Consider the following 25,151-nt stretch of genomic DNA (forward strand, 5'->3'; position numbering starts at 1 on the left):
CCGCCGGACTCACCCGGACACGAGCAGCTCCGTCCAGTCCTTAGCCACCCGCTCCAGCGAGAACCCCTCCCGCACCTGTTCGCGGGCCGTCGCCCCGGCGGACTGCCAGTCCTCCTGCTCGGCGAGCCCGGCGACGGCATCGGCCATCGCCTGGGGGGTGTCGTGGATCCAGCGCCGGTCGTAGATCTCGTCGGCGCCCGGCCACGGCAGCAGCGCGGGTACGGCGCCGGAGGCCATGCCCTCGGCCGGGGAGAGGTGGAAGCTCTCGTCGTCGCTGGTGGAGAGCACATGGCCGACGCGGCGCAGCCAGTTGGGGACGTCCGGACCGAACTGGTCGAAGACGACCGCCCCTTCGAGGAGCGGCGAGGTCTGCATGCGGCGCAGGATCGCGTCGTAGTGCTCGCGTTCCTCGGGCTTGTTCCAGATCCACCAGTACTCCCACGGCGGCTTGGACTTGACCGAGAGGTGCCAGCGCCGGTCGCGGGCGCGGAGCGCTTCGAGGACGTCGAGGCCGAGGTCGAGGCGTTTGCGGCTGGGCGCGATGCCGATCATGCCGAGGCGGTGGCGGGCGCCGGGCGCCTTGGGCCGGTCGAGCTGGTCGACGTCGACCCAGTTGCCGATCGTGGTGATCTTCGCGGCGGGCCAGCCGGTGCGGTCCCGGGTGGCGCGGGCGTAGTAGGGGCTGACGCACACCACCCGGTCGACGTTGTCGATGTCGACCTGGCGCGGGTATCCGGCGTCGAGTTCGAAGCGGTGCAGGCGCACGATCAGCCGGCTGCCGCGCCGCTTGTGGCGGCTGTACCAGATGGCCGCCGGGCCGCACCATTCGACGACCACCACGTCGGCCCAGTCGGCGAGTTCGCGGCTGGCGGCGGCGTCGTGCCGGGCCAGCGCGGGCCAGGCGTCGATCCGGACGTCGAGGCCGGGCAGCGCGCGGAGGTGGTCGAGGAGGCGGGTGAGGAACTTCAGGTCGTGCCCCGCGACGCCGACCCGCAGCGGGCGGGCCCGGGTGGCGACGGCGGCGGGTGCGGCGGGGAAGGCGCGGTCGAGGTGGCCGCGCCAGCGGGCCGCGGCGGCCTCCATGGTGTACTCGCGGGCCGCCGCCGCGCACCGGTCGGCGGCGAGGTGCCGGGCCGCGGTGTCGCGTACGGCGAGCGCGACGGCGTCCGCCGCGTCCGCGAGGCCGGCGGCGCCCGGCACGAACAGGGGGTAGTCGGCGCCGAGAAGGGCCTCGTGGGCGGGGGTGCGGTTGAGTACGACGGGCAGCCCGAGGGAGCCGAACTCCAGGACCTTGGTGGAGAGTTCGAGGCTGGCGTCGAGGGAGGCGTCGCGCCAGCCGAGGCCGAGGTCGCAGTCGGCGGCCAGCCGCATGGCCTCCTCGCGCGGCACGCCGCCGTGGTGGACGACCTCGGGGGTGGTGCGCAGCGCCTCGGCCATGGCGGTGTCGAAGCCGGGGTGGCCCGGATCCTTGTGGATCTTGTCGCCGACGGCGTGCAGTTCGGTGCGGATGCCGCGTTCGGCGAGCATCGCGGGCAGCCGGGTCATGGGCAGGGTGTTCCAGCGGGGCGCGAACTTGCCGGTGTAGACGAGGCGTACCGGATCGTGCAGGCCGTTGCGGGCCGGGGCCGGGAAGCCGGGCTCGGGCACCGCGGGCGGGCAGAGCACGGACCGGCCGCAGGCCTCGGGCACCCAGGCCTCCAGGAAGCAGCGCAACTCCTCGGTCTGGCACAGGAGTTGCCGGGAGGCGACGGCGATGCGGGCGAGGTCGGCGCGGGCCTCCTCGGTCATGTCGGCCGGGGACTGCGGGATGTCGGTGAGGTAGGCCCAGATCCGGCCGTCGAAGGCGCCGTCCCCGACGATCTGCTTGACCAGCCGACGGCCGCGCAGCACCAGCAGGTCGCAGGGCTCCTCCGCGTCCAGCCGGGCGAGCAACTGCGAGGCCTGGAACGGCGAGAGGGGGTGCGCGCCCTGGCCGGGGACGAGGTGTTCCTCGTAGGGCCGCACCACGGTGACCCCGGGCAGGCCCGCGAGGGGGTCGGTCAACCGGCCGGTCTCGACCGGGGACTTGAGGACGAGGCGGGTCCGGCAGCCCGCGCGGGAGAGTGCCTGGACCGTCGACTGGGCCCAGACGGCGGAGCCGTCGATGAGGTTGAGGTCCACGTCGCCGTAGACGAGCGCCCTGAGGGTGCGGGTCATGACGGTTCCTTTCCACGCACGGCGAACAGGCGGTGCCCGGCGCGCGACCAGCTGTCCGGCGGGGTGCCGGAGTCCAGGAGCGACCGGCGCACGAGCAGCGGTTTCAGGGCCGGTACGAAGGCGTAGTCGTCGGCGGCGGGGGTGTGGCCCACCGCGTCGGCGCCCGAGAACTCCTGGGCGCAGAGCAGGTCGAGGAGGAGGGTGTCCGGGCGGTCCTCGGTCAGGTCCGTCCAGTCGGCGACCCAGGGTGCGGTGGGCGGTCCGGTGTGCACGGCGACCGAGGCGGCGGTGAGTTCGTCGAGGGCGAGGCCGGCCGGGTCGGCGACGACCACCTCGGCCGGCCGGTGCAGCTGGCCGAGCGCCTGGGCGACGAGCCGGGCCACGTCGGTGGCGTCCCGGGGCGCGGCGAGGACGGCGATCCGGCGTTCGGCGAGCGGGTCGGGGCCGCCGGTGAGGGCGGCGAGCCGGGCCAGCCGGACCCGGGTGCTGTCCTGGAGGAAGACGTCCCGGAGCCGGTCGCGGCCGTCGGTGACCGGGTCGAGGCGGAAGAGCGCCGTGCCGGTGTCGCCGTCGAGGACGGTGTCCCAGGGCAGCAGGGACAGGCCCGGGGCGGACGACGCCGGGCCGTCCCGCCACAGCACGGCGGCGCGGCCCAGCCCCCTGGCCCGGGAGACCAGTTCGGCGAGGTGCCGGTCCAGGTCGGGGGCGAGTCCGGTGCCGGTGAGCGACCAGGGTCCGTCCTGGGCGGCGCACGCGCTCAGCTGGACGAGGAGGACGTCGGGGTCGGTGCGTTCGACCAGCAGCCGTCCGTCGTGCGGCAGCACCCGGCTGACCACGGCGTCCGCCGCGAAGTCCCGGGCGGTGCGGTCGGTGAGCACGCCGGTGATCACCAGCCGGTCGCGGGGGGCCACGGACAGGGCCCGGTGGGAGAGGTGGAAGCGGTCGTCGGCCTGCGCATCCGGCGCGAAGGCGAAGGCGGAAGCGGAGGCGGAGGCCGATCCGGAGGCCGATGCGGAGGCGGCGGTGGTCCGGGAGCCGGCGGGGCGGCCCGTGGCCTTCCGCTGCCGCCACAGCCCGTACAGCTCGCCCGGCAGCCGGGCCGCGCGGCGCTTCGGCGACCGGGCCGCCGACACCAGTGCCTTGCCGACCCGGAGCGAGGTGGAGCCCTCCAGCATGGCCACCCGCGCCTCCAGTACGCCGGTCCGTTCCCGGGCCCGGCGCAGTGCGGTGGAGAGCTGGTCCTTGTCCCGGACGGCGGCGGCGAGCCGTTCGGCGAGGCCGTCCTCGCGGGCGGTCTCCAGGGCGCGGGCGGTCTCCTCGGCGGCCCGCTCCAGGTCGATCAGGCGGGCCCGCTGGGAGCGGGAGACGAAGTCGGCGAGGACGTACTCGTCGGCGATCCGGAGCGCGGTGGCGAAGCCGTCGGCCGGCAGCGGGCGGCCGAACCAGTCGTGCGGGGGCAGGAGTTCCTGGGTGCAGGCGACCACCGCGCCGGCGTGCAGGTGCGTGTAGCCGAGCGCGGCGGCGTGCAGCACCTGGCAGCGGTGTGCCACCAGGGCGTCGAGGAGCCGGTGGTAGGGCAGGTCGGTGCCGGGGTGGCCGAAGACGATCAGGCCCCGGCCGCCGGGCCGCATCCGTTCCAGCGCGGCCAGGCAGTCCGCCTCGGCGCCGTGCAGGTCGGGGTCGGGGCCGTAGCAGAGGAGCATCAGCTCGCCCTCGCCGACGGGTTCCTGGTGCCGCCGCAGGGTGACGCCGGGCGGCAGGTGCAGGTAGGGGTCCAGACGCAGGCCGCCGCTCGTCGCGTCCACGACCGAGGTCACGTCGTCCAGGTGCGGGTGGAGCAGATCGGTCAGGCGCATCAGCGGGTCCTTGTGAAGACATGGAAGCCGACCCGGTTCTCGCGGAAGCCGTAGGGCCGGAAGAGGGTGTGGCTCAGGCCCAGGGGATCGAGTTCCTCGCGGTAGGCGGCGAGCGGGCGGTGCAGGATGTAGTCGCCGCGCGGGACGGGCTCGTGGATGTTCTCGTCGGTGACGATCAGCCGGCCGGTGATCCGGACGAGCGAGGCGAGGTTGCGCAGGCTCGCCGCCCACTGTGCGTCGTCCAGGAGGTGGAAGAGGACGTCCACGCACATCACCACGTCGTAGAGCCAGGGGCTGCGCCACTCGTCGAGGCCGGCGACGGCGTAGCGGGGGCCGCCGCCCTCGGTCCTGGCGTGGGTGACGGCCGCCTCGCTGGCGTCGAAGGCGTCGACGTGGTGGCCGCAGCGGGCCAGCGAGCGGGCGAAGTGCCCCTTGCCGCAGCCCGCGTCGAGGACGAAGAGCGGGGCGGCGGGGCTGGACAGGTCGCCGATCAGGGTGAGGAGCTGGCCGAGCCGGATCGCGTAGAAGATCTCGTTGCCGGGCCGGTCCAGGCCGATGTGGCCGCCGGAGGCGAGGTCGTCGCGTTCGCGGTGCCGGGTGTCCCAGTAGGTGAGCGGGGCTTCGGGGCAGGTACGGGTGGCGTCAGTCATGGCGCTCCAGCCACTCGGTGAGCACGCGGGCGATCCGGGGGCCGGCCTTGCCGTCCCACAGCGGTGGTCCCTCGGGGTCCGCCGCCGCCCGCCCGTCGAGGACCTTGCGCAGGGCGGGCACCAGTTCGCCGTGCCGGACCAGGCGGTTGGTGCCGTGGGTGACGGTGACCGGGCGTTCGGTCGTGGTGCGCAGCGTCAGGCAGGGCACGCCGAGCACGGTGGTCTCCTCCTGGACGCCGCCCGAGTCGGTGATCACGGCGGCGGCCCCGCGGACCAGGCCCATGAACTCGACGTAGCCGAGCGGTTCGAGCAGGTGGATGCCGGGCGCGTCGGCGAGGCCCGCCCTGCGCAGCGCCGCCCGGCCGCGCGGGTGCAGCGGCACCGCGAGGTCGAGGTGGGTCGCGGCCTCGGTGAGGGCGCGGGCGGCGGCCTCGGCGGCCTCGGGGTCGTCGACGTTGGCCGGGCGGTGCAGGGTGACCACGCCGTACCGCTCGGGCAGCGCGTGGGCGGCGCGGGCGGCGGCCGGGTCGAAATGCTCCAGATGGGTGAGCAGGGTGTCGATCATCGGGTTGCCGACGAAGTGCACCCGGTCCGGGGCGACGCCCTCGCGGGCGAGGTGGCCGACGGCTTCCGGGCTGGTGACGAAGAGCAGCTCGGCGAGCTGGTCGACCAGGCGCCGGTTGACCTCCTCCGGCATCGCCATGTCGAAGCTGCGCAGCCCCGCCTCGACATGGGCGACCGGGATGCCGAGCTTGGCGGCGACCAGGGCCGCGGCCAGGGTGGAGTTCACGTCGCCGTAGACGACGACCAGGGCCGGGGCACGGGCGAGCAGCTCGCCCTCCAGAGCCACCAGGAGGTCCGCGGTCTGCCGGGCGTGGCTGCCGGAGCCGACGCCGAGGTCGGTGTCCGGGGCGGGCAGGCCCAGCTCCCGGAAGAAGATGTGCGACATCCGTTCGTCGTAGTGCTGACCCGTGTGCACGAGGACCTGGTCGTGCCCGGTCGTGCGCAGGGCGGCGACGACGGGCGCGGCCTTCACGAAGTTCGGCCTGGTCCCTACGACATGGAGTACGCGGCCGTTCATGTCGTACGTTCTCCGCTCTGTCGGCCTACCTTGGCGACATGGCCCGACGTCCGTCTCTTCGCCTGCCGCGCCGTGTTTCCCGGATCCCCCGTGCACTCAGCTTGGCCGCATCCGTCGCCTGGGGCGAGTTGCGGCACGACCCCGCCCGGGCCGCGCTGCTCGGCGTGCGGCTGCTCCCGGGGCGGGTGCGGCGCGGGCTGGAGCCCGTCGAGAAACGGCTCGCCGCCCGGGCCCGTACGGCCGGGCCCGCCGCCACGCCGTCCGCCGCCCGGGTGCCGGCGCCCGCCGGGCGGGCGGTGCGGCCCGAGCCGGGCCGGGTGCTCCATCTGGTCACCAACGGGCTGCCGTTCAGGCACGCCGGTTACACCGTGCGCACCCAGGCGCTCGTCGAGGCCCAGCGGGCCGCCGGGCTCGACCCGCACGTGGTGACCCGGATCGGGTTCCCGGTGGCGCAGGGCGTGCTGGACGCCCGCCCGTGGCAGGTCGTGAACGGGGTGCCGCAGCACCGGCTGCTGCCGTACGGCCTGCCCTACGGCCAGAGTGCGGTGCTGGCCCGCAACGCCGAGCTGGCCGGGCGCCTGGTGGAGCGGCTGCGGCCGGCGGTGCTGCACGCGGCCACCGACCACGGCAACGGGCGGGTGGCGCTGGCGCTGCGCGAGACCTACGGGCTGCCGGTGGTGTACGAGGTGCGGGGCTTCCTGGAGGAGACCTGGCTGACCCAGGCGCCCGGCCGCGGTACGGACGACCCGTCGTACCGGGCCCGGCGCGCCCTGGAGACGTACTGCATGCGCGGGGCCGACCTGGTGCTGACGCTGGGCGCGGCGATGAAGGCCGAGATCGTGGCCCGCGGGGTGCCCGCGGAGCGGGTCCTGATCGTGCCCAACGCGGTGGACGACGCGTTCCTCGCGCCGCCGCCGGACGGGGCGGAACTGCGCGCCCGGCTCGGCATCGCGGCGGACGACTTCGTGGTGGGCACCGTGAGCAGCCTTACTCCACACGAGGGAATCGGCACATTGCTCCATGCGGGTGCCGAGCTGCGCCGCCGGGGGGTCCCGCTGCGGCTGCTGATCGTCGGCGACGGGCCCGAGCGCGGCCGGCTCCAGGCGCTCGCCGGACGGCTCGGGCTGGGCGACGGCGGCGCCCTGTTCACCGGTCGCGTGCCGCACCGCGAAGTGCGGGCCTACCACGCCGTTCTCGACGTCTTCGCGGTGCCGCGCACCGACGAACGGGTCTGCCGTCTGGTCACCCCGCTCAAGCCGGTCGAAGCGATGGCGAGCGGTCTTCCCGTGGCGGCCAGTGATCTCACAGCCCTGCGAGAGCTGGTGCAAGACGAAGTGAACGGGCGGCTCATCCAGCCTGAATCTCCACAAGCTTGGGCAGAAGCTCTCGAAGTATTGCTTTACAGTCGAAAACGGCGGCATGAATGGGGAGCATCCGCCCGCGCGCTGGTGGCGCGTGAACGCACCTGGAAAAGGGTCGCTGCCACGACCCGAGAGGCGTACCGCGCCCTTGGATGTGTCTGAGACCCCGCGCCCGGAACCACTGCTCACCGTCCGGGCCCTTCGGATCCATACGGCGTCCGCACAGCGTCTGCCGTTGCTGCCGTCGAGGGCGGAGTGAATCCCTATGCAGGTCGAAAAGGCCGTACCGCTCGGGGAATCGAGCGCATCGCTCGGGGACGAGGAACAGACCGACAGTTTCGAACTGGCCGTCATCGGGCTCGGCTACGTCGGACTCCCGCTCGCGCGGGAGGCGTCGCTGGTCGGCCTGAGAGTGGCCGGGCTCGACCTCGACCCACGGGTCGTGGAGGGCCTCAACGCCGGGCACTCCCATGTGGACGACGTCTCCGACGAGGACGTCGCCCGGATGCGGGCGGCCGGGTTCACCGCGTACACCGACGACAAGTGCCTGGCCCGGGCGCAGACCGTGGTGATCTGCGTGCCGACCCCGCTCAGCGAGGACGGCGGCCCCGATCTGGGCGCGGTGACCTCCGCCGTGCGGGCGGTCGCGGGCCGGCTGCACCCCGGACAGCTCGTCGTCCTGGAGTCGACCACCTATCCGGGCACCACCGAGGAGATCGTCAGACCGCTCCTGGAGGAGTCGGGACTGCGGGCCGGCGACGACTTCGCGCTCGCCTTCTCCCCGGAGCGCATCGACCCCGGCAACACCACCCACGGCCTGCGCCAGACACCCAAGGTGGTCGGCGGCTGCACCCCCTCGTGCGCGGCGAAGGCAGCCGCCTTCTACGGCAAGCTCGTCGACACGGTGGTGCAGGCGAAGGGCACTCGGGAAGCCGAGATGGCCAAGCTCCTGGAGAACACCTACCGGCACGTCAACATCGCGCTGGTCAACGAACTGGCCATCCTCTGCCGCGAGTTGCACGTCGACGTGTGGGACGCGATCCGCTGCGCGGGCACCAAGCCGTTCGGCTTCCAGCCCTTCCGGCCGAGCGCCGGGGTGGGCGGCCACTGCATCCCGATCGACCCCAACTACCTTTCCTACAAGGTGCGTTCGATCGGCTACGAGTTCCGGTTCGTGGAACTCGCCCGGGAGATCAACGCACACATGCCGGAGTACGTCGTCCGGCGCGCCCAGGACCTGCTCAACCACGAGGGCCTCGCGCTGCACGGCTCGCGGGTGCTGCTCCTCGGCGTCACCTACAAGCCGGACGTCGCCGACCAGCGCGAGGCGCCTGCGGTGCCGGTGGCCCGGCTGCTGCGGGAGCGGGAGGCCGAGATCGCCTTCCACGACCCGCTCGTACCGGCCTGGTTCGTGGACGGGGAGGCCGTGCCGCGGGTCACCGACGTCATGGCCGCGGCGCGCTCGCACGACCTGACGATCCTGCTCCAGGACCACTCCGCGTACGACCTCCCGGCCCTCGGCGACGAGGCCCGCCTGCTCTTCGACACCCGGGGGCGGATCTTCCGGCCCGGCGTCGAGGTGCTGTAGCCGACCTGCGTAGCAACTCCCCTTCCGTGGCCCGGAGTCGAAGCACTCCGGGCCACGGAGTCGAAAGGCGCTCAGATGCGGATACTCGTCGTCACCGTCGTCCACCACCCCGAGGACGCGCGCATTCTGCACCGGCAGATCACCGCGCTGCGGGACCGCGGGCACCACGTCGTCTACGCGGCGCCGTTCTCGGCCCGCGAGGTACGGCCCCGCCCGGACCTCGAAGGCATCGACCTGCCGCGGGCCGCGGGCCGCAGCCGCCGCGCGGCCGTCGGCGCGGCCCGGGCCCTGCTGGCCCGGCGCGGGCCCGAGGCGGACGTGATCCTGCTGCACGACCCGGAACTGCTGCTGGCCCTGCCCGGCACGCTGCGCCGCTGGCGGCGGTCCGGTACCGGGCCCGTGGTCGTCTGGGACGTCCACGAGGACACCGCCGCCGCGCTCGCCATGAAACGCTGGGTGCCGAGGGCGCTGCGGCCACCGCTGCGGCTCGGCGTCCGCACGGCCGAACGGCTGGCGGAACGCCATCTGCGGCTGCTGCTCGCCGAGGACGCCTACCAGGAGCGGTTCCGCCGCACCCACCCCGTGGTGCCGAACTTCACCACCGCCCCGGCCGAGGCGCCCGAACCGCCGGGCACCGAACGGGTCGTCTACGTCGGCCACCTGTCACGGGCGCGCGGCGCGCTGGACCTGATAGAGACGGCCCGGCACCTGGGCCCCGGCCCGCGTATCGAGGTGGCCGGCGCGGCCGACCCCGACGTCCGCGACGCGCTCACGGCCGCCGACCGGGACGGCGTCCTGCGCTGGCACGGCTTCCTGCCCAACGACCGTGCCCTCGCCCTGTTCCCGGGTGCCCTGGCCGGTCTCTCCCTCCTGCACGACCAGCCCAACTACCGCCACTCCCGGCCCACCAAGGTCGTCGAGTACATGGCCCACGGCGTGCCCGTCATCACCACGCCGACCCCGCTGGCGGCGGACATGGTGGAGCGGCACGGCTGCGGGATCGTCGTCCCGTACGAGGATCCGCGGGCGGCGGCGGAGGCGATACGCAGGCTCGGCGCCGACGCGATCCTGCGCCACACCGCGGCCCAGCGCGGCCGGGAGGCGGCCCTGACCCACTTCAACTGGCCGGACAGGGCGGCCGAGTTCGCGCAGTGGCTGGAGACCTGGGTGCGGGAGGAGGGCGGTCCTAGGCGCGCGGGTGACGCGGCTCGTACAAGGCGACCTCGCCTCCGCCCGGCAACCGGAGGCCCGTCACCCGGCCCCAGGCCGCGACCTGGACGGGTCGGGTGAACTCGACCCCCTTCGCGGTGAGTTCGGCGACCGTCTCGTCCAGGTCGTCGCACATCAGCATCAGTTCGTGCGACGGTTCGCCGTCGGCCGGATGGCACGCCACCTCGGCCGGCGGCAGCCGGAAGATCAGCCAGCCGTGCCCCACGTCGACGTGCGGCCACTCCAGCACGTCCCGCAGAAAGACCCGGTCCGCCTCGGCGTCCCGGGTGTAGATCACCACATGTGCCCCATTGATCACGCGCGGAGGCTAGCCCCGCAGAGGCCGGGCGGCAAGCACCCGCCGCCACACGTGGGCCCCGCCGCCCGTCAGGGGCGCGGGATGCCGTACGCCCGTTCCACCCGCAGCCGCAGTACCAGGCGGCGGTCGCGGACCATCGCGGCGCGGTAGTCGGCCCAGTCGGGGTGCTCGCCGCGGATGTCGCGGTAGAGGCGGATGAGCTCCTCGACGGTCGCGTCGTACGGGTCCTCGGCGACCGGCGAGAGTTCGGCGGTGCCCTCGGCGACCGTGAAGGCCCAGCGGTCGGGGCTGGTGACGTGGTAGGAGGCGCGGGGATCGCGGCGCAGGTTGCGGGTCTTGGCGCGGCCGTCGGTGACCGACACGCGGACGGTGCGCTCGTCGGGGTGGTAGGCGTGGTTGACGTTGGACAGCTGGGGGCGGCCGTCGCTCTTGAGGGTGACCAGCACCCCGTCGTGTGCTTCGCCGAGCAGCTTCAGAAGTGCTTCCTGGGTCATGTCGGGGGAACCCCTCCGCGTCCGTCGTGCATTCCCGTCGGGCCACGGTACGGCGCGCCGGGCGCACAACCCGGCAACGGTGGCGACGGCGCGTCCGCTTTTCGGTTTTTCGGTGCCTCTTCTATAGCGTCCGTCACACCACACGTGGATGAGCGGGACCGTTCCCCACTTCCTGCGCGACGATGAGGTCCGAGGTCGGACCGCACCGCGGACGACACGACCCAAGGAGAGCGATGGCACAGCTGCGACAGGAAGTCGACCCCGGTGAGGTGGGGCTGGACGTGAAGGCGCTCGACCGCCTCGACCAGCACTTCGCCCACTACGTCGACGAAGGGCGGCTGCCCGGCTACCTGGTGGCCGTGGCGCGCGGCGGCCGGGTCGCCCACCTCACCGCCCAGGGCCACCGTGACCGCGCGGCCGGACTGCCGGTCGAGGCGGACACCATCTGGCGGGTCTACTCCATGACCAAGCCGGTCACCGCGGTCGCCGTGCTGCTGCTGGTGGAGGACGGGCTGCTGTCCCTGGACGACCCGGTCGACCGGTTCCTGCCGGAGTTCGCGGCCCCGCGGGTCCACGTCTCCGGTGCGGGCGACGACATGGTGACCCGGCCGGCCGACGGCCCGATCCGGATCCGTCATCTGCTCACCCACACCGCCGGGCTGACCTTCGCCTTCTACCACACGCACCCCGTGGACGCCTGCTACCGCGAGGCGGGCCTGGAGTTCTCGGTGCCGTCGGGCGCGGACCTCGCCGAGGCGATGGCGGTGTACGCCCGGATGCCGCTCCAGTTCGAGCCGGGCACCCAGTGGAACTACTCCGTCGGCTTCAACGTGCTCAGCCGGGTCGTCGAGGTGGTCTCCGGGCAGCGGCTCGACGAGTTCTTCGCCGGCCGGATCTTCCGGCCGCTCGGCATGCCGGACGCGGGCCTGCACATCGTGCCCGAACAGGCCGACCGGCTCTCGGAGTTGTACGGCGAGACGGAGGGCGGCGGCATCGAGGCGATCCCCGGGCTGCCGTTGCGGGGCCGCCCCCGCTTCCTGTCCGGCAGCGGCGGCCTCGCGGCGACGGCGTACGACTACCACCGGTTCATGGAGATGCTGCGCCGGGGCGGCGAACTGGACGGCGTCCGGCTGCTGTCCCCCGCCTCGGTCGGGCTGCTCTCCAGCAACCACCTGCCCGGCGGGGCCGATCTGCGGGCCTACGGCGCCCCGGTCCACCAGGAGCCCGGCAACGACGGGCTCGGGTTCGGCCTCGGCGTCTCCGTGGTGATCGACCCGGGCCGCACCCTCTCCCCGAGCAGCCCGGGCGCCTACGGCTGGACCGGCGCGGCCACCACCGCGTTCTGGGTCGACCCCACCCACGACCTGACCGTGCAGTTCCACACGCAGCTCCGGCCGAAGTCCCTGAAGGTCTTCCCGGACCTGCGCCGGCTGGTCCACGAGACGATCCTGGACTGAGCGCCGCCCGCCCGGGTCACACCAGGTTCGACTCCGGGCGCGGAGCGTCGGCCGCGAACCGGCCGGCGCCGAGCGGGCCGACGTCCAGGAAGGGCGTGCGGCCCAGGTACAGGTCGCGGACCACCTCGCCGACGGCCGGTGCCTGGAGGAAGCCGTGGCCGGAGAACCCGGTGGCGTACAGGAACCGGGAGACCGAGGGCGCCTCGCCGATCAGGGCGTTGTGGTCGGGGGTGTTCTCGTACAGGCCCGCCCAGCCGCCGGTGCGGCGCAGGTCGAGCAGGGCCGGGGCCCGCCGTTCCAGCGCCGCGTACAGCCGCGGGATCCAGCGGTCGTGGGTGTCGGTGGCGAAGCCGGGCCGTTCGTCGGGGTCCGACATGCCGAGCAGCAGGCCCGGGCCCTCGGCGTGGAAGTACAGGCTGGTGGTGAAGTCGATCGTCATGGGGAGCGTCGGCGGCAGTCCCCGGACCGGTTCGGTGACCGCGATCTGGCGGCGCAGCGGCTGCACCGGTAAGTCGACGCCGGCCATCGCGCCGACCGCCCGCGACCAGGCGCCGGCCGCGCAGATCACCGTCTCGGTGGCGATCCGGCCGAGGGTGGTGTGCACGGCGGTGAGGTAGGGGCCGTCCCGTTCGATGCCGGTGACCTCGGTGTGGCGCAGGACGCGGGCGCCGTGGGCGCGGGCGGCAGCCGCGTAGCCGTGCACGACGGACTCGGGGGTGCAGTGGCCGTCGTCCGGGGAGTACGCGGCGGCCAGCAGCCCGTCCGTGCCGATCAGCGGGGAGAGCCGGGCCGCCTCCTTCGGGGTCAGCATCCGGCTGGGCACGCCGAGGTGGTTCTGGAGCCGGACGCCCGCCTCGAAGGAGGCGACCTCCTCGGGGGTGGAGAGGAGGAACAGGTAGCCGACGCGGCGCAGCCCGATGTCGTACCCGATCTCCTCGCCGAACCGGGCGAAGGCCTCTAAGCTGCGCGCGCCCAGCTGGACGTTGAGCTCGTCGGAGAACTGGGCGCGCACTCCGCCCGCGGCCTTCGAGGTGGATCCGGCGGCCAGCTCGTCCCGTTCGACGAGGACGACGTCGCGGACGCCCGCGCTCGCGAGGTGGTAGGCGATGCTGGTGCCCATCACCCCGCCGCCGATGATCACTGCCTGGGCCCGAAGATTCACGCGTGTACCTCCTGTCGGTCTCCCCCGATCCTTCCCCGGGAGGCCACCCGGTACCTCAGGACCAGTGCGCCACCGCGTCCAGGTGGGGCAGCACGTGGTCGAGGCGCTCGCGCTTCGTCCGCAGGTAGGTGATGTTGTTCTCGCACGGCTCGATCAGCAGCGGGACCGTCTCGGCGACCTCGATGCCGTGCCGTACCAACGACTCGCGTTTGCGCGGGTTGTTGGACATCAGGCGCACCGAACGCACCCCGAGGTCGCTCAGGATGCCGGCGGCGACGCCGTAGTCGCGGGCGTCCACGGGCAGTCCGAGCGCGAGGTTGGCCTCGACCGTGTCCAGGCCCTCCGCCTGGAGGGCCATGGCGCGCAGCTTGGCGAGCAGGCCGATGCCGCGGCCCTCGTGTCCCCGCAGGTAGACGACGATGCCGCTGCCTTCGGTGACGACCGCGCGCAGTGCGGCGGCCAGCTGGTCACCGCACTCGCAGTGCTGGGAGCCGAACGCGTCCCCGGTCAGGCACTCGGAGTGCAGCCGGGTCAGCACCCGGTCGCTGTCTATGTCCCCGTACACCAGGGCGACTTGCTCGTCACCGCGGTCGTGGTCCAGGTAGCCGATCGCCTGGAATTTGCCGTACACGGTGGGCAGCGGTGCATTCACGACGCGTTCCACGCCCGAACGCCGTGGGGACTTCTTGCCGAGTACGCCGATGTTTTCTGTCATGATCTGATTCCTAAGCAGAGACGAAAGGCCGTGAAAAGATGAGTGGTTCGGGCGCGCGTACGGCGGCTTACGGCTTGTTGCCGGCGGACACTACGGAAGAGGTACGGACCAGGGGGGCGGGCGTTTCAACACAGGTCGCCGTCCTTCCCGTGGGGAGCTTCGAACAGCACGGCCCCTACCTTCCGCTCGCGACCGACACCCTCGTCGCCTGTGCCGTCGCCCGGGAGATCGCCGCCGCGTACCCGGTGCACCTCCTTCCGCCGGTGACGGTCTCCTGCTCGCACGAGCACGCGGCCTGGCCGGGCACCGTCAGCATCTCCGCGGTGACGCTGCACGCGGTGGTGAACGACATCGCCGGCTCGCTGCGCCGCTCGGGCGTCGAGGCGCTGGTCGTGGTCAACGGCCACGGCGGCAACTACGTGCTGGGCAACGTCGTGCAGGAGGCGTCCGCGCGGGGCGAGCGGCTGGCGCTGTACCCGGCGGCGGAGGACTGGGAGTCGGCTCTGGGCCGGGCCGGCGTGGAGACCTCGGCGCTCACCGACATGCATGCCGGAGAAATCGAGACCTCCATTCTGCTGCACGCTCATCCCGAATTGGTCCGCCCTGGATACGAGTCCGCTGATTTCACCGCTGACGACCGTCGTCATCTCCTCACCCTGGGAATGTCCGCCTATACCGAATCGGGCGTCATCGGCCGTCCCTCCCTGGGTTCGGCGGAAAAGGGGAAGGAACTCCTGTCGAGCCTCGCGGATTCCTTCGGCGCGCTCTTCGAACTGCTCACCGCCGGGCGGGAGTAGCGCAGTCCGGCGTACCAGCGGACGAGGAGGACCACCAGGCCCGGCACGGCCGCCACGAAGCTGAGCACGCCGTAGACGACGGCGGTGGCGAGCCCGCTGTCCGCGCCGAGGCCGGCCGCGGCGAACGCCCAGGCGGTGACGCCCTCGCGGGGGCCCCAGCCGCCGACGTTCAGCGGCAGGCCCATGGCGACCAGGGCGAGGACGGAGATCGGGACCAGGACCGCGACGGGGGCGGCCGAGCCGGCGACCCGGGCAGCCACCACGAACATCCCCACGTGCCCGGCGAGGATGACCGCCGAGGAGAGGGCGACGCCCGGCGCGTTCCGCCGCGACAGCAGCGCGCGGCGGGCCTCGCCGAGGGTGGCGCGCAGGGCGCCGGCGCGCTTGCCCGGGGCCTTGTTCATGCGCAGGGCGACCACGATCGCGCACGCGCCGACCAGCCCGGCCGCCGCCAGCGGGGCGAAGCTGCGCACCTCGTCGCGGACCGGCGAGGGCAGGATCAGCAGCGCGCCCGCGCCGAACACCGTCAACGCGATCTGTCCCGCGGTGCGTTCGAGGACGACGGCGCGGACCCCGCGCCCGATGTCGCCCTCGCTCTGCCCGTGCCGGACGGCGCGGTGCACGTCGCCGAGGACCCCGCCGGGCAGGGCCGCGTTCAGGAACAGGGCCCGGTAGTAGTCGCCGACGGCCGGCCCGAGCGGCAGCCGGAGGCCGAGGCTGCGGGCCACCAACTGCCAGCGCCAGGCGCTCAGTACGGTCGTGACCGCGCCGATCACCAGGCCGGCGACGAGCGTCGGGGTGTCGATGCGGCGCAGTCCGTCGAGGAAGACGCCGGTGCCGAGCCGCCACAGCAGCACGGCGATGATGGCGGCTCCGGCGACGGTGCCCAGGTGGGTGCGGACGGCGCGGAGGTTGAGGCGCCGGGGCACGGCGAGCGGAGCGACGGGCGCGGTCTCCCGGACCAGGGTGGGAGTGCTCATGAGGTGCCTCCGGTCGGCCGGGCGAGCGCGAGCAGGTCGCTGTGGTGCACGACGACCCGCAGTTCACCGGCGGCGTTGGCGGCGAGCCGCTCGGCCAGGTAGGCGTCGGCCCGGTCGGCCAGTTCGGGGCGCTCCTCGACGGCGGCGCCGACCCAGCCGCGCAGCCACTGCTCGGTGAGCGCCTTCTCGTCGGGGCCGAGCCGCCAGGCGCTGGGGTGCACCTTCACGGTGGCGCCCCGGTCGGCGAACGCCTCGCAGGCGGCGGTGACGGCGTCCGGGCCGAGCAGGCCGCCGCGCCGCTGGTGGGCGTTGAACGCCTCGGTGAGTTCCTGGTCCAGCGGGTGGGCGGGGCTCAGTTCGACCCGTCCGGCGACCGAGAGGGTGAGCAGCGCGGGGCAGCCGGCCCCGGTGCAGGCCTCGGCGAGGATGTCGACCTCCTCCCGGGTGAGGACGTCCAGGAGCGCGGACGCGGTCACCAGGGAGGCGCCGATCAGCGCGTCGGGGGTGAGCCGGGCGACGTCGCCGCGCCGGGTCTCCACGGTGACCCGGCTGCCGTCGGCGGCGGCGCGGGGCGAGGCGACGGCGGCGAAGTGCAGCAGGTAGGGGTCGCGGTCGTGCAGGATCCAGTGCTGGGAGCCGTCGAGGCGGGGCGCCAGCCAGCGGCCCATCGAGCCGGTGCCGCAGCCCAGGTCGTGCACGACGGTGCCGGCCTTGCCGGGCAGGTTGGCCAGCCGGATCCGCAGCGGGTCCAGCAGGTCGCCCGCCCGGGCGGCGGCGTCCGCGCTCTCCCGCAACTCCAGCCACTCGGGGGCGTACCGCGGCGGCTCCTCGGGCCCGGCCTCGCGCAGCCGTACGGTGGCCCGCTCGCCCGGACGGACGACGGGTCCGGCCCCGGGTATCACCTCGGCGGGCGCCTGTTCGCGTTCTCGTCCCACTCCTGCATCCGTAACATCCGTCGGCCCCGGCTGCGCGGGTATCGCGCCGACCGGAGTAGTGGTCGTGGTCTCGCTGGTCATGCCGCCCTCCGGGGTTCGTCAGGGAGCCGCAGCAGGACTCCGGCGAGGCTGCGGGCGGTGGTCGCCCAGCCGTCGAGCGCCGCCCGCCGGCCGCGCGCGGCGGCCTTGAGACGACGGCGTACGTCCGCCTCGCCGAACCAGCCACGCAGTTCGACGGCGAGGGCGGCGGGGTCCTCCGGCGGCACGAGGATGCCGGGCACCCCGCCGTCGGGGGCGCGGCCGACCGCTTCCGGCAGGCCGCCGACGTCGGTCGCGAGCACCGGGATGCCGCGGGCGAGGGCCTCGGTGACGGCCATGCCGTAGGTCTCGGCGTACGAGGTGAGGACCATCAGGTCGGCGGCGGCGTAGCTGGCGTCCAGGTCGGCGCCGGCGCGCGGGCCCGCCAGGTGCAGCCGGTCCGTCAGCCCGTGCTCCGCGATCAGCGACCGCAGGTGGGCGACGTACTCGGGAGCCGTGTCGAGTCCGCCGACGCAGGTGCAGGTCCAGGGCAGGTCCCGGACCGCCGCGAGGGCCTCGATCAGCCGGTGCTGGCCCTTGCGCGGGGTGACGGCGGCGACGCAGAGCAGGTGCGAGACGCCGTCGGTGCCGCCGGCCAGCGGGGCGATGTCGGCGCCCGGGGCGGCCACATGCACCCGTTCGGGTGCCAGGCCGTGGTGCGAGACCAGCCGTCGTACCGCCCAGTCGCTGGTCGCGATCACGGCCGGTACGGCGCGCAGCACCGTGCGCTCGCGGGCGTCCAGGTCGGCGGCGACGGCCGGGTCGAGCCCGGTCTCGGCGCCGAGCGGGAGGTGTACGAGGACGGCGAGGCGCAGCCGCTCCGTCTCCGGTACGACGATCTCCGGGACCCCGCAGGCCACCAGGCCGTCGAGGAGGACGGCCGTGCCGTCGGGCAGCTCCCGCAGGGTGCGGGCGAGGGCGTCGCGGTCGGCGGTGCCGGGGCGCGGCCAGGAACCGGCCACCGCGTGCCTGGTGACCTGCCAGCCGAAGCCGGGCAGGTCCAGGCAGACCCGCCGGTCGTAGGCGTTGCCGCCGCTCGGGCTGGCCGGGTCGTCCACACCGCCGGGCATGACGAAGTGCACGTTGCGCAGGGACATGGGGAGGATCCCGATGCTCGCCGGAGCCTTGCTTTCGGTGGTGGCCGCGCGCTGTGCGGGCACGTAGGTGAGGGCCGACGGGCGGCCGATGGCCATGTCGGTCACAGGGCACGCTCGTAACTCGCCCAGGCGACGTGCGACTCGTGGAGGGTGACGGTCAGTCCGGCGAGGCCCCGGGCGCCCTCGCCGAGCGCGCCCTTCTCGATGCGCTCGGCAAGCCGGTCGGCGATGACCTTCGCGAGGAACTCCGTGGAGGTGTTGATCCCGGCGAAGTCGGGCTCGTTGTCCAGGTTTCTGTAGTTCAGCTCGCTCACCACGGCGCCGAGCTCCTGGGTGGCAAGACCGATGTCGACGACGATGTTGTCGTCGTCCAGCTGTTCGCGACGGAAGGTGGCGTCCACCAGGAACGTGGCGCCGTGCAGTCGCCGCGCGGGCCCGAACACCTCGCCGCGGAAGCTGTGGGCGATCATGATGTGATCGCGGACGGTGATGCTGAACAACGGACGACCCTCCAGGTGCGGCGCGTCTGGTCCCCCGGCTGATCCCTGCCGGGGGATGCCCTTAATACGGCTCTTGGCTTCCCCGCGTTCAGTCCACTCTCACTCTTTTCTCAGGTCAGGACCTCTTGGGGGCGTGCGGTGGACGTTATTGGACGTTCCGTCAGCCGTTGTCGCCGTAGCGGACCCGGTGACAGAGGGCCGGAAGCTCCCCCGAGGCGAGTCTCGGCAGCACCTCCGGCAGCTCTTCGAACGCGCTTTCCCCGGTGATGAGGGCGTCCAGCGCCGGGTCGGCCAGCAGCTCCAGGGCCAGGGCGAGCCGGTCGGCGTAGGTGCGGCCGGCGCGGGCGGCCGGGGAGACGGTGCCGACCTGGCTGCTGCGCACGGTGAGCCGGCGGGAGTGGAAGGCCTCGCCTAGCGGGAGGGCGATGCGCCGGTCGCCGTACCAGCTCAGGTCGAGGACCGTGCCCTCCGGCGCGAGGAGCTCCAGCGCGCGGCCGAGGCCCTGTTCGGTGGCGCTTGCGTGCACGACCAGGTCGCACTCCCCGAGGGCGTCCCCGGGGGCCGCGAAGTCCACGCCGAGGGCCTCGGCGGTCTTGGCGCGGGCCGGGTCGGCGTCCACGAGCTGGAGCCGTACGCCGGGGAAGCGGGCGAGCAGGGCGGCGACCGAGCAGCCGACCATGCCGCCGCCGATGACCGCGATCCGGTCGCCGAGCAGCGGCGCCGCGTCCCAGAGGGCGTTCACGGCGGTCTCGACCGTGCCCGCGAGTACCGCACGTGCCGGGGGTACCCGCTCCGGTACCACCGTCACCGCGCTCACCGGAACGACGTAGTGCGTCTGATGCGGATACAGACAGAAGACCGTACGCCCGGTCAGCGCATCGGGGCCCTGCTCGACCACGCCGACGCTGAGGTAGCCGTACTTCACCGGGCCGGGGAAGTCGCCCTCCTGGAACGGCGCCCGCATCACCGCGTGTTGGCTCTCGGGCACGCCACCGCGGAACACCAGCGTCTCGGTGCCACGGCTGACTCCGGAGTACAGCGCGCGCACCAGCACCTCGCCCTCACCGGGCTCCGCGAGGGTGACGTCACGCAGCTCTCCGTGGCCCGGGGAGCGGAGCCAGAACGCGCGGGCCGAGGAGTTCATCGGAATCCTCCTGAACGATCGGGAAGTGGTTCACGTACGGAGATGTGCACAGCGAGAAGTGCACAGGCCGCGCACAGTACGCGGCGTTGATCGACTCTGTCATTCGGCCGGAGGACGTGCGGTGGCCCTGAACAACACTTACGAAGCCAGGCTGGTCCAGCAGGAGACCGCTGTGGGAGCGGGCGTGCAGATCCTGTTGCTGGCCCTGCTGGGGACGGCGATCGGCATGGGGCCGGCCGGCTGGCTGACGGGGCTCGCGTTCGCGATAGCCACCTGGGCGGTGCTCTCCCGGGCCCTGCACCGCACCCGGCCGCGGTCCTTCGGCCCGGCCAACCGGGTGACCCTGGGCCGCGCGATCCTGGTCGGCGGCGTGACCGCCCTGGTCGCCGACTCCTTCGAGAGCTCCCCGCCGGTCACCCTGCTGGTCGGCCTGACGGCCGTGGCCCTGATCCTCGACGGCGTCGACGGCAAGGTGGCCCGCAAGACCGGTACGTCGACCGCGCTCGGCGCGCGCTTCGACATGGAGGTCGACGCGTTCCTGATCCTGGTGCTGAGCGTGTACGTCTCGACGCAGCTCGGGCCCTGGGTCCTCCTGATCGGCGGGATGCGCTACGCGTTCGTCGCGGCGGCGAAGGCCGCGCCCTGGCTGAACGCCCCGCTGCCGCACTCCATGGCCCGCAAGACGGTCGCCGCGATGCAGGGCATCTGCCTGCTGCTGGCCGGCGCGGACCTGCTGCCGTACCTGGCCAACCTGGCCGTGGTGCTGCTGGCGCTCGGCTCCCTGGTGTGGTCCTTCGGCCGGGACGTGCTGTGGCTGTGGCGCAACGCCCGGCCGGCCGCGGCGGCCGGGACGATGGCGACGGTGGCGGGCACCGGGTCGGAGGCCGACCTCGAAGCCGAGCTGGAGGCCGGGATCGGAGCCGGGATCGAGATCGAGGTCGGCGCTGGAGCCGGGGCCGGATCCGGGGCACGGGAGCTGGCCGCGGTGCGGTGAGCCGAAGACAGCGCGAGGGGCCCGGACCGGGGGATGGTCCGGGCCCCTCGTCTTGCCTACGGGGTCCTGCCTACGAGCGTTGACCTACGAGCTTTGGCCTACGAGCGTTGACCTACGGGCGATTGCCAACGCCCGTGGGCCAACGCCGGTAGGTCTACGGGCGTTGGCCCACCCGTGTTGGCCTACCGGTGTTGGCCCACCGATGTTGGCCCACCGGTGTTGGCCCACCGGTGTTGGCCTACGACCGGGCGCCCCGCGTCCGTACGATGGCGAACGCTGCTGCCGCCAGGCCCAGGACGCCGACGACGAGGCCCGCGATGCCGAGGCCGCGGGCGGTGGAGTCGCTGGAGTCGGCGGCCGTCGTGGTCGCCTTGCCGCTGCTCTTCGTGGCCGGCGCGGCCGACGCGGCGGAGTCGTCGCCCGCGGCGGTCAGCTTGAGCGTCGGCGCCGGGTTCTCCGGCTCGTCGTCGCCGCTCTGCGCCTCCTCGATCCAGCGGACGACCTTGCCGTCGGAGTAGGTCTGGAGGGTCTTGAAGGTCAGCTGGTCGGTGTCCTCGGGCAGCTGGCCGAAGGCCACGTCGAAGTCCTCGAACTGGTCGGCGCCGATCTTGCCGCCGGTCCAGGTGATCTCGGAGGCGGCCTCGGTGATGGTGCCGTCGTCGGTCTTCACCGGCGTCTTGAGCTTGGTGGTGGTCACCTTGGCGGTCCAGCCGTCGTGCGGGGTGACGAGGACGCCCAGGACCGGGTGGTCGGTGGGCAGGTAGACCTGGACCTTGGTGGTGGAGGCGGTGTCCTCCTCGTTGGGCACGCGGAAGGTCAGCACGCCGTCGGTGGCGCCCTTGGCGTAGCTCTCGGGGTGGACGGTGACGTGCGCGGCGGCGATACCGGCGGCGGCCAGGACCGACGCGGAGGCCAGCGTGGTGACGGTAGCGGCGCGGCGCAGGGTGCGGCGGGTTGCAGACATGGCGGACATGAGTGAGTCGATCTCCGTACGAGTGAAGTCTGTTAGAGGCTCTTGCGGGTGTTAGACCGGGTACGGGATCGGGTTCGGCGGGCCGCGCCGGCTCACCGCGTGCCGCAGTGCGAGCAGCGGACGGGGCCGTATCGGGGCGGCCGGGGCCAGGCGGGGGCCGCCGGCCGGGGCGGGCAGCGGGGCGTCGTGCCACCAGGCGGCCAGACCGGGGACGAGCGCGGCGGTCCGCCGCAGCAGCGACCACAGCGCGGCCTCGCCGCGCCGCAGCCACCAGGAGGCGACGAGCGCGGCGACGACGTGGGCGAGGGTGGCGTGCGCGGTCAGGACATGGACGTGGGGGTACGACTGCACCGCTCCACGCGCACCCGCCGGACCGGCTACACCAGTCATTCCGCCCATAACACCCATACCGCCCATGCCGGTCATGGCCTGACCGTGCATGCGCATGTGGGCCATGGTCACGGCGGGCGCGGAAGCGGCCGGGGTGACCGCGCGGGCCGCGTCGAAACCGAAGTGCAGACCGGCCTGGGTGAGCAGCATGCCCACGCCGATCTCCGGCAGGCCGCGCTCGCGCCCGGCGAGGGCCCGCCCCAGGACGAACACGGTCAGGAACCCGGCCGCGTCGGCCCACAGCGGCGGCAGATCGCCCATGGCGAGGCCGTGACCGGCGGCAGCCAGCAGCACGCACACCGCGGCGAACACCGCGGCACGCAGGCTCCGTACCGCCGGTGACGCACTCATGGTGAGCGATCCTCCCACGATGGGTGGATACGGGAGGCACGGACGCCCCGTTCACTCGTGGCTGGGTGTTTCCCGTGCGTGGGCCGTGGTCTGCTGTGAGCGCGGTCCGCGATCTTCGCCCCGACGCAGCGAACGCATCACCCGAACGCGTGGAAGCCCTGACGGGTACCGCGAGGGTCAGGCCTCGGCGACGAACGCCACGAACTCCGTCCAACCGTCACGGCACACGGCGAAGTGCGGTCGGGACACGTCCTTGGAGTCCCGTACGCGGACGGCCTGCTCGGTGACAGCGACCTCGATGCAGCTGTCTCCCTGGCTGCCGCTGTGGCTGGACTTGAACCAGGCGAGTTCCGTCGTGCTCATAGTTCTCCTCGCAGTCGCTCCAACAAGCCCTGCGATTCTTTGGGGTTGAGGGCCTGCGAGCGCAGTGTGTCATAGCGCTGCTGGAGAAGGCTCACCTCTTTCACGTCACCGATCAGCCGCCCGTTCTGCTGTCCTTCCGAGTACGCGAAGCGCCGCCCCTCCGGCGTCTCCAAGAGTTGGACCGGTCCGTCCAGACACGCGTGCAACCCCGCCGCCAACGGCACGATCTGCAGTGTCACGTTGCGCAGAGCGGCCCGCTCCAGCACATGGTCGTACATCTCGCGCATGAGCTCCGCGCCCCCGAACCGCCGCAGGAACACGTGCTCCTCGACGATGAAGCTGAACGGCACCGTCGGCCGCTCGAACAGCATGCGCTGCCGCTTCATCCGCACGTCGAGCAGGTTCTCCAGCCCCTCGTCGGTGACCACCGGAATCGTGCCGTCGAACACGGCCCGCGCGTATCCGTCCGACTGCAACAGCCCCGGCACCAGCCGGCACTCGTACGTGCACAGGCTGACCGCGATCCGCTCCAGCCGGGCCCACTGCCGGAACCAGACCGCCAACCCCTTGTCGCCCCGCGTCAGGAACTGGGCCGCCTTCCGTAACGCCCCGGTGTTGCCCAGCACTTCCTCGGCCCGCTCCACCAGCGCCCGGTCCGGCATCCGCCTTCCCAGCTCCACGGAGGCGACCGTGTGCTTGGAGTACCGCACCAGTTCGGCGAACTCGGACCTGCTGTACCCGGCGTGCTCCCGCAGGGCATGGACGACGGCCCCGAAGGTCCGCAGGCTGTCGGAGGGATCGGGCTCGCGCTCCACCTCGCAGCCCGTCAGGTCGTCGCCGTCACTCTCGTCCGCACCGTTCGTCATACGCGGCCACCTCCAGGCACGTGCGCGCTCCGCTCCCCACGCTCAACTCACCCAGAGTGACGGCAAGATCCACGTACGGTCCACGTCTTGCCCTCGTACGCCGACGCAGCGTACGCATCACGCACCCGGAAGGGGGCGTCGTCGTCGCTCACGCGTATGACGGTCGAACGTGCGGTGGGCGCGGTACTCCCCTGGTCCGCGCCCACCGCGGTCGTGCGGGGTCAGGCCGCCCTGCGGGCCTGTCCCCGGTGGTCGCGGATGATGTCCCCGTAGCGGTGGCCGCTGCCCTTGATCGTGCGGACCTGGGTGTCGTAGTCGACGTGGACGAGGCCGAAGCGCTTGTCGTAGCCGTACGCCCACTCGAAGTTGTCCAGCAGCGACCAGGCGAAGTAGCCGGCCAGCGGGGCCCCCTTGCGGGCCGCCGAGGCGCAGGCAGCCAGGTGGCTGACCAGGTAGGCCTGGCGCTCGGGGTCGTCGACGGTGCCGTCGGGGCGGACCACGTCGGGGTAGGCCGAGCCGTTCTCGGTGACGTAGAGCTTGCGGGCGCCGTACTCGTCCGTGAGGCGCAGCAGCAGGGTCTCGATGCCGCTCGCGTCGATCTCCCAGTCCATGCCGGTGCGCGGGACGTCCGTGCGGTAGACGGAACGGGCGTGGGGCGCGGGGCCGTCCGGGTCGTTCTCGATGTAGGCCGGGAAGTAGTAGTTCAGGCCCAGCCAGTCGAGCGGGGTGGCGATGGTCGCCAGGTCGCCCGGCCGCTCGGGGAGTTCGACACCGTAGGTCTCGACCATGTCGGCCGGGAAGCCGCGGCCGTGCACCGGGTCCAGCCACCAGCGGTTGACGTGCCCGTCGTGGCGGCGGACGGCGGCCACGTCCTCGGGGCGGTCGGTGGCGGCGAACACGGTGGAGAGGTTGTTGACGATGCCCACCTCGGCGCCGGGCGCGGCGGCGCGGATCGCCTGGGCGGCCAGGCCGTGGCCGAGGAGCAGGTGGTAGGAGGCCCGGACGGCGGCCGTGAGGTCGGTCCAGCCGGGGGCCATCTTGCCCTCCAGGTGGCCGATCCAGGCGGAGCAGGAGGGCTCGTTGAGGGTGGTCCAGTGGTGGACGCGGTCCCCGAGCCGCTCGGCGACGACGGCGGCGTAGGCGGCGAAGTGCTCGGCGGTCGCCCGCTCGGGCCAGCCGCCGCGGTCCTGGAGGGCCTGCGGCAGGTCCCAGTGGTAGAGGGTGACCGACGGGGTGATGCCGGCCGCCAGCAGGGCGTCGATCAACTCGTCGTAGAAGTCGAGGCCCTTGGCGTTGACCGGGCCGTCCCCGCCGGGCCGCACGCGCGGCCAGGCCACCGACAACCGGTAGGCGTTCGCGCCCAGTTGCCGCATCAGGCCGATGTCCTCGCGCCAGCGGTGGTAGTGGTCGCACGCGACGTCGCCGTTGTCGTCGCCCGCGATCTTCCCCGGGGTGTGCGAGAAGGTGTCCCAGATGGAGGGTGCACGGCCGTCCTCCGCGACGGCTCCCTCGATCTGGTACGCCGCTGTTGCCGTGCCCCACAGGAAGTCGTGCGGGAGGGCGGCGAGGTCGATGGTCACGAAATTCCCTTCGGA

Annotated in this window: 23 protein-coding genes and 1 pseudogene; 6 read left to right on the forward strand and 18 right to left on the reverse strand. The window is 73.2% G+C overall.

What is annotated here, in order from left to right; all coding sequences use genetic code 11:
* Positions 1-9: 9 nt before the first annotated feature.
* From AB0D74_RS32025 to wecB, 4 genes are read right to left on the reverse strand one after another with little or no spacing between them, the layout of a single operon-like run.
* A complete protein-coding gene (locus AB0D74_RS32025; RefSeq protein WP_362594734.1) occupies positions 10-2,196 on the reverse strand; it encodes a glycosyltransferase in 2,187 nt (728 codons plus the stop codon).
* On the reverse strand, positions 2,193-4,052 hold the full coding sequence (locus tag AB0D74_RS32030; protein ID WP_362594736.1) for a hypothetical protein: 1,860 nt from the start codon (positions 4,050-4,052) through the stop codon (positions 2,193-2,195). Before AB0D74_RS32030 ends, AB0D74_RS32025 begins: the two co-directional genes overlap by 4 nt.
* Positions 4,052-4,702 (reverse strand): methyltransferase domain-containing protein, encoded by a 651-nt coding sequence (locus tag AB0D74_RS32035; protein ID WP_362594738.1) that lies wholly within the window; start codon positions 4,700-4,702, stop codon positions 4,052-4,054. Before AB0D74_RS32035 ends, AB0D74_RS32030 begins: the two co-directional genes overlap by 1 nt.
* Positions 4,695-5,783 carry a UDP-N-acetylglucosamine 2-epimerase (non-hydrolyzing) gene (wecB, locus tag AB0D74_RS32040; RefSeq protein WP_362594740.1) on the reverse strand — a complete coding sequence of 363 codons (1,089 nt, stop codon included), beginning with the start codon at positions 5,781-5,783 and terminating at the stop codon, positions 4,695-4,697. Before wecB ends, AB0D74_RS32035 begins: the two co-directional genes overlap by 8 nt.
* Before the next feature lie 101 nt (positions 5,784-5,884).
* On the opposite strand from wecB, the gene AB0D74_RS32045 reads away from it, so the two are divergent.
* The 3 genes from AB0D74_RS32045 (at position 5,885) to AB0D74_RS32055 (ending at position 10,022) form a co-directional block, all read left to right on the forward strand.
* Positions 5,885-7,306: a glycosyltransferase family 4 protein gene (locus tag AB0D74_RS32045; protein ID WP_362594742.1), complete on the forward strand. Its 1,422-nt coding sequence runs from the start codon at positions 5,885-5,887 to the stop codon at positions 7,304-7,306.
* A 103-nt stretch (positions 7,307-7,409) separates the two neighbouring features.
* Positions 7,410-8,732: a nucleotide sugar dehydrogenase gene (locus tag AB0D74_RS32050; protein WP_362594744.1), complete on the forward strand. Its 1,323-nt coding sequence runs from the start codon at positions 7,410-7,412 to the stop codon at positions 8,730-8,732.
* A gap of 75 nt (positions 8,733-8,807) precedes the next feature.
* On the forward strand, positions 8,808-10,022 hold the full coding sequence (locus AB0D74_RS32055; protein ID WP_362594747.1) for a glycosyltransferase: 1,215 nt from the start codon (positions 8,808-8,810) through the stop codon (positions 10,020-10,022).
* Here AB0D74_RS32055 and AB0D74_RS32060 read toward each other — a convergent pair.
* On the reverse strand, positions 9,919-10,260 hold the full coding sequence (locus AB0D74_RS32060) for a VOC family protein (protein ID WP_362594749.1): 342 nt from the start codon (positions 10,258-10,260) through the stop codon (positions 9,919-9,921). The two genes, AB0D74_RS32055 and AB0D74_RS32060, sit on opposite strands and share 104 nt — an antisense overlap.
* 68 nt (positions 10,261-10,328) lie before the next feature.
* Positions 10,329-10,754, reverse strand: coding sequence for a PPOX class F420-dependent oxidoreductase (locus tag AB0D74_RS32065; protein WP_362594751.1), 426 nt, complete (start codon positions 10,752-10,754; stop codon positions 10,329-10,331).
* A gap of 233 nt (positions 10,755-10,987) precedes the next feature.
* On the opposite strand from AB0D74_RS32065, the gene AB0D74_RS32070 reads away from it, so the two are divergent.
* The gene (locus AB0D74_RS32070; RefSeq protein ID WP_362594754.1) at positions 10,988-12,211 is read left to right on the forward strand and encodes a serine hydrolase domain-containing protein; all 1,224 of its coding nucleotides are present in this window, start codon (positions 10,988-10,990) and stop codon (positions 12,209-12,211) included.
* 16 nt (positions 12,212-12,227) lie between these two features.
* Here AB0D74_RS32070 and AB0D74_RS32075 read toward each other — a convergent pair whose 3' ends face one another.
* Together AB0D74_RS32075 and ribA are read right to left on the reverse strand one after the other, a co-directional pair.
* A complete protein-coding gene (locus tag AB0D74_RS32075; RefSeq protein ID WP_362594756.1) occupies positions 12,228-13,373 on the reverse strand; it encodes an FAD-binding oxidoreductase in 1,146 nt (381 codons plus the stop codon).
* Positions 13,374-13,428: 55 nt separating this feature from the next.
* Positions 13,429-14,088, reverse strand: a complete 660-nt coding sequence (gene ribA / locus AB0D74_RS32080; RefSeq protein WP_362594758.1) for a GTP cyclohydrolase II — start codon at positions 14,086-14,088, stop codon at positions 13,429-13,431.
* A 38-nt stretch (positions 14,089-14,126) separates the two neighbouring features.
* On the opposite strand from ribA, the gene AB0D74_RS32085 reads away from it, so the two are divergent.
* A complete protein-coding gene (locus AB0D74_RS32085; RefSeq protein ID WP_362594760.1) occupies positions 14,127-14,885 on the forward strand; it encodes a creatininase family protein in 759 nt (252 codons plus the stop codon).
* Between the two features lie 53 nt (positions 14,886-14,938).
* Here AB0D74_RS32085 and AB0D74_RS32090 read toward each other — a convergent pair.
* From AB0D74_RS32090 to AB0D74_RS32110, 5 genes and pseudogenes are all read right to left on the reverse strand, one after another.
* A pseudogene (locus AB0D74_RS32090) lies at positions 14,939-15,865 on the reverse strand (lysylphosphatidylglycerol synthase transmembrane domain-containing protein); the annotation flags it as partial.
* Positions 15,862-16,881: a trans-aconitate methyltransferase gene (locus tag AB0D74_RS32095; RefSeq protein ID WP_362594762.1), complete on the reverse strand. Its 1,020-nt coding sequence runs from the start codon at positions 16,879-16,881 to the stop codon at positions 15,862-15,864. The gene AB0D74_RS32095 and the pseudogene AB0D74_RS32090, both read right to left, overlap by 4 nt.
* Positions 16,878-18,080, reverse strand: coding sequence for a glycosyltransferase family 4 protein (locus AB0D74_RS32100; protein WP_362594764.1), 1,203 nt, complete (start codon positions 18,078-18,080; stop codon positions 16,878-16,880). Before AB0D74_RS32100 ends, AB0D74_RS32095 begins: the two co-directional genes overlap by 4 nt.
* Positions 18,077-18,475: a 6-carboxytetrahydropterin synthase gene (locus AB0D74_RS32105; protein WP_362594766.1), complete on the reverse strand. Its 399-nt coding sequence runs from the start codon at positions 18,473-18,475 to the stop codon at positions 18,077-18,079. Before AB0D74_RS32105 ends, AB0D74_RS32100 begins: the two co-directional genes overlap by 4 nt.
* A gap of 160 nt (positions 18,476-18,635) precedes the next feature.
* On the reverse strand, positions 18,636-19,619 hold the full coding sequence (locus AB0D74_RS32110) for a dehydrogenase (RefSeq protein WP_362594768.1): 984 nt from the start codon (positions 19,617-19,619) through the stop codon (positions 18,636-18,638).
* 121 nt (positions 19,620-19,740) lie between these two features.
* Here AB0D74_RS32110 and AB0D74_RS32115 point away from each other — a divergent pair, with 121 nt between their 5' ends.
* Positions 19,741-20,613, forward strand: coding sequence for a CDP-alcohol phosphatidyltransferase family protein (locus tag AB0D74_RS32115; protein ID WP_362594770.1), 873 nt, complete (start codon positions 19,741-19,743; stop codon positions 20,611-20,613).
* Positions 20,614-20,851: 238 nt separating this feature from the next.
* Here AB0D74_RS32115 and AB0D74_RS32120 read toward each other — a convergent pair whose 3' ends face one another.
* The 5 genes from AB0D74_RS32120 to AB0D74_RS32140 all read right to left on the reverse strand — a co-directional run bounded on the left by AB0D74_RS32120 (position 20,852) and on the right by AB0D74_RS32140 (position 25,136).
* Entirely contained in the window at positions 20,852-21,577 is a 726-nt protein-coding gene (locus tag AB0D74_RS32120) for a YcnI family protein (protein WP_362594772.1), read from the reverse strand.
* Between the two features lie 60 nt (positions 21,578-21,637).
* Positions 21,638-22,327: a hypothetical protein gene (locus AB0D74_RS32125; RefSeq protein ID WP_362594774.1), complete on the reverse strand. Its 690-nt coding sequence runs from the start codon at positions 22,325-22,327 to the stop codon at positions 21,638-21,640.
* A 177-nt stretch (positions 22,328-22,504) separates the two neighbouring features.
* Entirely contained in the window at positions 22,505-22,690 is a 186-nt protein-coding gene (locus tag AB0D74_RS32130) for a DUF397 domain-containing protein (protein ID WP_362594776.1), read from the reverse strand.
* A complete protein-coding gene (locus tag AB0D74_RS32135) occupies positions 22,687-23,556 on the reverse strand; it encodes a helix-turn-helix transcriptional regulator (protein WP_362594778.1) in 870 nt (289 codons plus the stop codon). Before AB0D74_RS32135 ends, AB0D74_RS32130 begins: the two co-directional genes overlap by 4 nt.
* A 221-nt stretch (positions 23,557-23,777) precedes the next feature.
* On the reverse strand, positions 23,778-25,136 hold the full coding sequence (locus tag AB0D74_RS32140) for a GH1 family beta-glucosidase (RefSeq protein ID WP_362594780.1): 1,359 nt from the start codon (positions 25,134-25,136) through the stop codon (positions 23,778-23,780).
* Positions 25,137-25,151 lie beyond the last annotated feature (15 nt).

The organism is Streptomyces sp. NPDC048278, assembly GCF_040652195.1.
Classification (GTDB): Bacteria; Actinomycetota; Actinomycetes; order Streptomycetales; family Streptomycetaceae; genus Streptomyces.